7 protein-coding genes are annotated in these 8,982 nt (G+C 71.3%); all 7 read left to right on the top strand.

What is annotated here, in order from left to right:
- The first annotated feature begins 230 nt into the window (after nucleotides 1–230).
- The 7 genes from ndk (at nucleotide 231) to L1885_RS17790 (ending at nucleotide 8,969) form a co-directional block, all read left to right on the top strand.
- Nucleotides 231–647 carry a nucleoside-diphosphate kinase gene (ndk, locus tag L1885_RS17820; RefSeq protein WP_235798122.1) on the top strand — a complete coding sequence of 139 codons (417 nt, stop codon included), beginning with the start codon at nucleotides 231–233 and terminating at the stop codon, nucleotides 645–647.
- A gap of 272 nt (nucleotides 648–919) precedes the next feature.
- Nucleotides 920–1,939 carry a rod shape-determining protein gene (locus L1885_RS17815; RefSeq protein ID WP_225013313.1) on the top strand — a complete coding sequence of 340 codons (1,020 nt, stop codon included), beginning with the start codon at nucleotides 920–922 and terminating at the stop codon, nucleotides 1,937–1,939.
- Nucleotides 1,940–2,081: 142 nt separating this feature from the next.
- On the top strand, nucleotides 2,082–3,155 hold the full coding sequence (mreC, locus tag L1885_RS17810; protein ID WP_235798121.1) for a rod shape-determining protein MreC: 1,074 nt from the start codon (nucleotides 2,082–2,084) through the stop codon (nucleotides 3,153–3,155).
- A 15-nt stretch (nucleotides 3,156–3,170) separates the two neighbouring features.
- Entirely contained in the window at nucleotides 3,171–3,851 is a 681-nt protein-coding gene (mreD, locus tag L1885_RS17805; RefSeq protein WP_235798120.1) for a rod shape-determining protein MreD, read from the top strand.
- Nucleotides 3,848–6,109, top strand: a complete 2,262-nt coding sequence (mrdA, locus tag L1885_RS17800) for a penicillin-binding protein 2 (protein WP_235798119.1) — start codon at nucleotides 3,848–3,850, stop codon at nucleotides 6,107–6,109. The genes mreD and mrdA overlap by 4 nt, the downstream gene beginning before the upstream one ends.
- A 4-nt stretch (nucleotides 6,110–6,113) precedes the next feature.
- The gene (gene rodA, locus L1885_RS17795; protein WP_235798118.1) at nucleotides 6,114–7,313 is read left to right on the top strand and encodes a rod shape-determining protein RodA; all 1,200 of its coding nucleotides are present in this window, start codon (nucleotides 6,114–6,116) and stop codon (nucleotides 7,311–7,313) included.
- Nucleotides 7,314–7,415: 102 nt separating this feature from the next.
- Nucleotides 7,416–8,969, top strand: a complete 1,554-nt coding sequence (locus L1885_RS17790; protein WP_235798117.1) for a CYTH and CHAD domain-containing protein — start codon at nucleotides 7,416–7,418, stop codon at nucleotides 8,967–8,969.
- Nucleotides 8,970–8,982 lie beyond the last annotated feature (13 nt).

Raw genomic sequence — 8,982 nt, 5'->3', positions numbered from 1 at the left:
CGGCGCCTCCGCGCCGAGCGGCGCGCGCGGCGGTGGCGCCGCGGCATCCGAGTAGCGCACCCGCGGCGGGTGCGGTGCCGGGCTCCGCGCCGTACCCGCGGCATGCCGCCCGTACGCCGTACGGACACCGCACGGTCACCCGCACGGCCGAGTGTGAGCGGTCCGAGCAGCACCGGTAGCCTCGCAGCACCGTTGCATCAGTGTCACCCGCCATCCAAGGAGCCCGCAGCATGACGACCCAGCGCACCCTCGTCCTCCTCAAGCCGGACGCCGTACGGCGCCACCTCGTCGGCGAGGTCATCGGACGGATCGAGCGCAAGGCCGGCTGGAGCCTCGCCGCCATGGACCTGCGCAGCCTCGACCAGGAGACGCTGGAGCAGCACTACGGCGAGCACAAGGGCAAGCCGTTCTACGAGCCGCTGGTCGAGTTCATGGCCTCGGGTCCGGTCGTCGCGCTCGTCGTCGAGGGGGAGCGGGTCATCGAGGGTGTGCGCGCGCTGGCCGGTCCCACCGACCCGATCGCCGCGGCGCCCGGCTCCATCCGGGGGGACTTCGGCACCATTGTCCGGGAAAACCTGATCCATGCTTCGGACTCCGAGGAGTCCGCCATTCGGGAACTGAAGATTTTCTTTCCCGGACTTTCCTGAGCGGCTGTCAGCCGAATAGCCTGTCGGCCTGGGGCGACCGGAGGAATTCGGTCGCCCGAGGGAATGTCTCGCCCGCTTCCGGGAACGCATCGCCGAGACACATCGTCACCCTTACCGAGGTGGGCCACCGCGCCGATCCGGGGTTGACGGCACTACGATGAGCTCAAGCCCAGCAAGCCTCCGGCTTCGCGTGCTCCACCACCCACCTCGCCGTCCTGAAAAGCCCTCAAGCTTCGATTGGGAAGGCCAGACGCATCCTCATGGGGAACAAGATGTCGTTCATCGGCCGTGACATGGCTGTCGACCTCGGGACCGCCAACACGCTGGTGTACGTCAGAGGCCGGGGGATCGTACTCAACGAGCCGTCCGTCGTCGCCATCAACACCAACACCGGCGGCATTCTCGCGGTCGGTGCCGAGGCGAAGAAGATGATCGGCCGCACGCCCGGCAACATCGTTGCCGTACGGCCCCTGAAAGACGGCGTGATCGCGGACTTCGAGATCACCGAGCGCATGCTCAGGTACTTCATCCTGAAGATCCACAAGCGCCGCTACCTCGCCCGGCCCCGCGTCGTCATCTGCGTGCCCTCCGGCATCACCGGAGTCGAGCGCCGTGCCGTCATCGAGGCGTCCACCCAGGCGGGCGCGCGCCAGGTGCACATCATCGAGGAGCCCATGGCCGCGGCCATCGGCTCCGGGCTGCCGGTCCACGAGGCCACCGGCAACATGGTCGTCGACATCGGCGGCGGCACCACCGAGGTCGCCGTCATCTCCCTCGGCGGCATCGTCACCGCGCAGTCCATCCGGGTCGCCGGCGACGAACTCGACAACGCGATCATCCAGCACATCAAGAAGGAGTACTCGCTCCTGCTCGGCGAGCGGACCGCCGAGAGCATCAAGATCACCATCGGGTCCGCGTACGACCTGGAGAAGGACGAGCACACGGAGATCCGCGGCCGCGACCTGGTCTCCGGCCTCCCGAAGACCGTCGTCATCTCCGCCGCCGAGGTCCGCAAGGCCATCGAGGAGCCCGTCAACGCGATCGTCGACGCCGTCAAGACGACGCTCGACAAGTGCCCGCCCGAGCTCTCCGGCGACGTGATGGACCGCGGGATCGTGCTCACCGGCGGCGGCGCGCTGCTGCGCGGCCTGGACGAACGGCTGCGCCGCGAGACCGGCATGCCGATCCACATCGCGGAGAACCCGCTGGACTCGGTGGCGCTCGGTTCCGGCAAGTGTGTCGAGGAGTTCGAGGCCCTCCAGCAGGTCCTGGACGCCCAGCCGCGCCGCTGACCGCCCGCCGGTCCCGGCGCGCGCTCGCGGGCGGTGACCGGAAGTTCAGCGGAAATCCGCCGCACGGCCGCTGCCGCGCCGTGCGGCGGGTCGTTGATACACAGGCAGAGACATTCCTACGAGGAAGGCACGGCCGCCGCACGTGAGGGACACAAAGGAGAGCCGGCTGCTCCTGGTGCTGCTGATTGTCGTCGCGTTCGCCCTGATCACCGTCGACATCCGCGGGGGAGAGAACTCACCGGTGGACGGGGCGCGCCACGCGGCCGCCGCCGCCCTGGGCCCCGTGGAGAACGGTGTGGCGGGCGCGGTCGATCCGGTGGGCAACGCCATAAGTGCGGTACGGGACTCGAACACCCGGCACAACCACATCACCGCCCTGCAGCAGGAGAACGCGAAGCTGCGGCGCGAGCTCGGCAGCGACGACCAGAACCGCAACAAGGCCCAGGAGCTCGACAAGATCCTGAAGGTGGCGGGCGCCGGCCAGTACGGGGTGAAGGGCGCTCAGGTCGTCGCCATAGGAGCGGCACAGGGCTTCTCCTGGACGGTGACCCTCGACATCGGCTCCCGCGACGGCATCAAGCGCGACATGACCGTCCTCAACGGCGACGGCCTCGTCGGCCGGGTCACCACGGTCGGCCCGAGCACGTCCACGGTCCTGCTCGCCAACGACCCGGACTTCACGGTCGGTACGCGGATGGAGAACTCCGACGAGCTGGGCTTCGCCACCGGCCAGGGCGACCGGCCGATCTCCGTCCAGCTGCTCAACGCGAAGGCGAAGGTCAAGGTCGGCGACCGGCTGGTCACCTTCGGCTCCAGCAAGGACCAGCCGTTCGTGCCGGGTGTGCCGGTGGGCCGGGTCGTCCGTGTCGACCCGTCGGGCGGCGATCTGACGCGGACGGTCTACGTCCAGCCGTTCGTCGGCTTCACCAAGCTCGACGTCGTCGGCATCGTCGTCCAGGCGCCGCGCCAGAACCCGCGGGACACGGTCCTGCCGCCGAAGCCGCACGCGAAGCCCACCCCGACGGTCACCGTCACGGTCACGCCGTCCGGCGCCGCCGGCCAGGGCGACGGACAGGGCACGGGCGACGGACAGGGCACGGGGGACGACCAGGCCACCGGCCAGGGCGACGGCCGGAGCACCGACGACGACGGCGCGCTGCCCGACCCGAACGCGAACGCCGACGCAAACGCCAACGCCGGGAACACCGAAGACTAGGAATAGAGCCGCTCCATGCGCATCAACCGGATCCTGCTCTCGGCGGCGCTCGTCGTGGTCGCCCTGGTCCTCCAGGTGTCCGTCCTGGCGAGACTGCATCTGCCGGGCGCCGTGCCCGACCTGATGCTGCTCGTCGTGCTGGCCCTCGCGTTCGTCTACGGGCACATCGGCGGCGCGCTCATCGGCTTCGGCGCGGGCCTGCTGACGGACCTCGCTCCGCCCGCCGACCACGCGGCCGGGCGCTACGCGCTCGTGCTGTGCGTGATCGGCTACCTGGCGGGTCTCGTGCGCCCGGAGAAGGGCCAGATGAGATCGGCGCTCGCGCCGATGCTCGCCGTCGTCTGCGCGGCCCTCGGCTCGACGCTGCTGTACGCGGGCGTCGGCGCGCTCGTCGGCGACACCGCGGCCCGCCACGTCGGCCTCGGCGGGCTGCTGTTCACCTCCGCGGTCTACGACCTGCTGCTCGCGCCGTTCACCGTGCCGTGGATCATGGCTCTGGCGCGGAAGGCGGACAACGATCCGCTCGCCGAGTCGCAGAAGGGCGGCGGCGCGGGGGCCGGCGCCGACGTCGCCGCGAGCTGGATCGGCTCCGGCACGGGGCTGAGGATCGGCGGGCAGCGCGGCGGACTGCGCGTACGGGCCGCCCGCAACCGCGCGGCCAAGGCGGGACGTATCAAGGGGGTCAAGCGACTGTGAGCAACATTCCCGAGACCGGCAGGACTCCTCGGGTGAAGGTCCGGGTGATCGTCATCCAGATCCTCGTCTTCTCGCTCCTGCTCACACTCGGCGGGCGCCTTTGGTACCTGCAGATCCGCAACGGCCAGCAGTACACGCAGGAGGCCGACAACAACCACGTGCAGCAGGTCGTGCAGCCCGCGGTGCGCGGTTCCATCGTCGACGACCGGGGCGTGCCCCTCGCCGACAACGAGACCCGCCTCGTGGTGTCCGCCAGCCGCACCGAACTGCTCAAGCAGCCCGACGACGGCCGCGCGGTGCTCAGCCGGCTCGCCGGCGTCCTCGGCATCGCCCCGTCCGACGCCGTCGACAAGGTCCGGCTGTGCGACGCGAAGACGCCCCAGCCCTGCTGGAACGGCTCGCCCTACCAGCCCATCCCGATCACGGACAAGGCCACCACCCAGCAGGCCCTGCAGATCATGGAGCGGCGCGAGGACTTCCCCGGCATCACCGCCGAGCCGACGGCCGTGCGCAGCTACCCCGGCCCCGTCGGTGTGAACGCCGCCCAGGCCCTCGGCTACCTCGGCCCGGTCACGGACAAGGAGGTCGCCGCCTCGGAGGAGACGGACAACCCGCTGCTGCGTTCCGACAGCGTGGGCCGGGCCGGCCTGGAGAGCCAGTACGACCAGCAGTTGCGCGGCAAGTCGGGCGTCACCCGCTACGAGGTCGACAACCTGGGCCGCGTCATCGGCAAGGCGGGCGCCACTCCCGCGCAGGCCGGCAGCAACCTGGTCACGAGCATCGACTCGCGGGTCCAGGCGCTCACCGAGAAGGAACTCGACGCGGCGATGAAGGGCCTGCGCAAGCAGTACGACCCCGTCACGCACGAGAACTTCAAGGCCGACTCGGGCGCGGCCGTCGTCATGGACGTCCACACCGGCCGGGTCATCGCGATGGCCAGCAACCCCACGTACAACCCCAACGTGTGGACCGGCGGCATCTCGTCCACCGAGTACGCGAACCTCACGAACAAGAAGTCGAACTACCCGCTCCTGAACCGGGCGACGCAGGGCGAGTCGGCGCCCGGCTCGACGTTCAAGGTCATCTCCACCAGTGCCGCCATCAACGCCGGGTACGAGCCGGACGGCGGCTATCCCTGCACGTCCTCGATGACCGTCGGCGGCCGGGAGTTCAAGAACTTCGAGGGCGAGAACTACGGCGACATCTCCATCGCCAAGGCGCTGGAGGTCTCCTGCGACACCGTCTTCTACGACCTGGCCTACGACCAGTGGAAGAAGGACGGCGGGATCAACCCGAAGCACCCGAAGGACTGGTTCTTCAAGACCGCGCACGCGTTCGGCCTCGGCAAGAAGACCGGCATCGACCTGCCCAACGAGGTCACCGGCCGCGTCCCCGACCGCACGTGGAAGCAGAACTACTGGGACGCCAACAAGGTCGCCTGGTGCAAGGACGGCAAGAAGAACGGCTCGTACGTCCAGCAGATCGAGTTCGAGAACTGCAAGGACGGCTACCAGATCCGCCCCGGTGACTCGCTGAACTACGCGATCGGGCAGGGCGACACGCTGCTCACCCCGATCCAGGAAGCCGTCATGTACTCGGCGATCGCCAACGGCGGCACGATGTACCAGCCCAGCATCGGCAAGGCCGTCGTCAGCGCCGACGGCAAGAAGGTCTCGCCGATCCGGCCCAAGGTCAGCGGGCACCTGCCGGACACCAAGAAGACGATCTCGTACATCAACAAGGCGCTCGAAGGCGTCGTCACGAGCGGCACGGCCGCCTGGCAGTTCGGTGGCTGGCCGCAGGACAAGATCGCCCTGCACGCGAAGACGGGCACGGCCGAGGTCGCCGGCAAGCAGTCCACCGGCTGGCTCGCGACGTACACCAAGGACTACGCGGTGATCATGACGATCTCGCAGGGCGGTACGGGCTCCGGCTCGGCCGGCCCCGCCGTCCGCAAGATCTACGAGGCCATGTACGGCATCGGGGCCGACGGCTCGATCGACCCGAAGGCCGGCATCCTGCCGAAGCCGGTGACCGCGCTGCCGAAGATCCAGTCGGACGGCTCGATCGACGCCCCGGTCCTCAAGCCCTACAAGGTGCCGAAGAAGAAGGAGCCCGTCGACCCGAACGCGTCGTCGAGCCCCGGCACCACCACCACGAACCCGTCCCAGCCGCCGGCGCAGCCGACCGGCGACACCGGCGGCGGCAACCAGCAACTGGCGGCGGGCCTGCCCGCGACCACGACACGGAGGGACTGAAGCCATGGCCGGCACCAGTGGTTTCTCGGTCTCCGGGTACGGCCCCCGCCGCACCGGCTGGTCGCGGCTGGCGGCCCGCGACTCCGTCCTGCGCAAGCTGGACTGGCCGCTGCTGCTCTCCGCGGTCCTCCTCTCGCTCATCGGCTCCATGCTGGTGTACTCCGCGACGCGCAACCGGACCGCGCTCAACGGTGGCGACCCGTACTTCTTCCTCGCCCGCCACCTGATGAACACCGGCATCGGGCTCGGCCTGATGATCGCGGTCATGTGGCTCGGCCACCGCACCCTGCGCGGCGCGGTGCCGATCCTCTACGGCCTGTCGATCCTGCTGATGCTGGCCGTGCTGACCCCCCTCGGCTCCACCATCAACGGCGCGCACTCGTGGATCGTGATCGGCGGCGGCTTCTCGGTCCAGCCCTCCGAGTTCGCCAAGATCACCATCCTGCTCGGGATGGCGATGATCCTCGCGTCGCGGGTCGACGCCGGCGACACCGAGCACCCCGACCACCGCACCGTCGCCAAGGCCCTGGGCCTGGCGCTCGTGCCGATGGCCGTCGTCATGCTGATGCCGGACCTCGGGTCCGTGATGGTCATGGCCGTCATCGTGCTGGGCTGCCTGCTGGCCTCGGGCGCGCCCAAGCGGTGGATCTTCGGGCTGATCGGGGCGGGCGTCGTCGGGGCGGTGGCGATCACCGCGCTCGGCATCCTGGACCAGTACCAGATCAACCGGTTCGCCGCGTTCGCCAACCCGGACCTCGACCCGGCGGGCGTCGGCTACAACACCAACCAGGCCCGCATCGCGATCGGCTCGGGCGGGCTGCTCGGCAAGGGCCTCTTCCACGGCTCGCAGACCACCGGCCAGTTCGTCCCCGAGCAGCAGACGGACTTCGTCTTCACGGTCGCCGGCGAGGAGCTCGGCTTCGTCGGTGCCGGCCTGATACTGCTGCTGCTCGGCGTCGTGCTGTGGCGCGCCTGCCGCATCGCCCGCGAGACGAGCGAGCTGTACGGCACGGTCGTCGCGGCCGGGATCATCGCCTGGTTCGCGTTCCAGGCGTTCGAGAACATCGGCATGACGCTCGGCATCATGCCGGTCGCCGGCCTGCCGCTCCCGTTCGTCTCCTACGGCGGCAGCTCGATGTTCGCCGTGTGGATAGCGGTGGGGTTGCTGCAGTCCATCCGGGTGCAGCGGCCGATAAGGGCATGACGCCCGCGACGAGGGGCCCCGCGGCCCCGCGATGACCACGCGGAAGGGCCGCACCGGCGCACCAGGCGCTTAGGTGCGGCCCTTCCCGGTTACACGCGATGTATGGCGGACACCACACGCGAGGTAGAACGCAAGTACGTGCTTCCCGTCCGCGGCGCGCAGGACGGCCCTCCCGTCCTGCCCGATCTGTCGGGTGCGGCGGGCGTCGGCGCGGTGCGCGCCGAGGGCACCGTCGAACTCGACGCCGTGTACCACGACACCCCCGACCTGCGGCTCGCCGCCGCGCACGTCACCCTCCGCCGCCGCGAGGGGGGCCACGACGAGGGCTGGCACCTGAAGTTCCCGGTCGCCGCGGGCGTCCGCGACGAGCTGCACGCGCCGCTCTCGGAGCGGCTCCCGGCCGAGCTGGCCCGGCTGGTGCGCTCGCGCACGCTGGGCGCCGACGTCGTACCGGTCGTCCGCCTGGTCACCTCGCGCTCGATCACCCGGCTGCTCGGCACGGACGGTACCGAGCTGGTCGAGATGGCGGTCGACGCCGTACGCGCCGAGCGCCTGGAGGGCCCCGCCGGGCGGGCCGCCGCGTGGAGCGAGGTCGAGGCGGAGCTGGCCCCGGGCGCCGACCCCGCCGTCCTGGACGCGGTGGAGCGCAAGCTGCGCAAGGCCGGCCTGCGGCCCGCGCCCACCGGCTCCAAGCTGGCGCGCGCGCTCGCGGAGACCGGCCCGGGGCCCTCGCCCCGGCCGGAGCCCGCGCGTCCCCCACGGGCGAAGAAGGGCTCCGCGGGGGAGTACCTGCTGGCGTACCTGCGCGAGCAGGCCGAGGCGGTCGCCGCGCTCGATCCCGCCGTGCGCCGCGGCCTGCCGGACTCCGTGCACCAGATGCGGGTGGCGGCCCGCCGGCTGCGCTCGGCGCTGCGCAGCTACCGTTCGGTCCTGGACCGCTCCGTCACCGACCCGGTCGGCGAGGAGCTGCGCAGGCTCGGCGCCGAGCTCGGCGCCGAGCGCGACAACGAGGTGCTCGCCGCGCATCTGCGCGAACGCGTCGGCGCCGTGCCCGCCGCCCTGCTGCTCGGCCCGGTGGAGGCCCGGCTGCGCCTGTGGACGACCACGAGCGGCACGCGCTCCCACGACCGCAGCCTCGCCACGCTCGACGGCGAGTGCCACCTCGCGCTGCTGCGCTCGCTGGAGGCCCTGCTCGCGGATCCGCCGCTGCGCAGGGCCGCGGCGGCCGCGCCGCGCGCCACCCTGTCCAGGGCCGTCCTGAAGGAGTACGCGAGGCTCTCGGGCCGGATCGAGCACGCGCTCGCGCTGCCGCCCGGCGAGGAGCGCGACCTCGCGCTGCACAGCGCCCGCAAGGCCGCCAAGCGGGTGCGGTACGCGGCGGAGGCCGCCGTGCCGGGCGTCGGGCGGCCGGCGAAGCGGTTCGCGCGGCGCATCAAGAAGGTGCAGCAGCTGCTCGGGGAGCACCAGGACGCCGTCGTGGCCCGCGACACCGTCCGCGCCATCGCCGTACAGGCCCAGGCCGCCGGCGAGGCCGGTTTCACCTGGGGCCTGCTGTACGCGGGGGAGGAGGAGCGCGCCCGCGCCTGCGAGCGCGAGCTGCCCCGGGTGTGGGCGAAGGCGTCGAAGCGCGCGGCCCGCGCCGCGCTCACGCGCTGAGCCGGCCGCCGCG

The sequence above is a fragment of the Streptomyces fuscigenes genome, assembly GCF_021556455.1.
Taxonomy (GTDB): Bacteria; Actinomycetota; Actinomycetes; order Streptomycetales; family Streptomycetaceae; genus Streptomyces; species Streptomyces fuscigenes.
The sequence above is the reverse complement of the archived record's forward strand: the minus strand, read 5'-3'. Positions and strand labels throughout refer to the sequence as shown.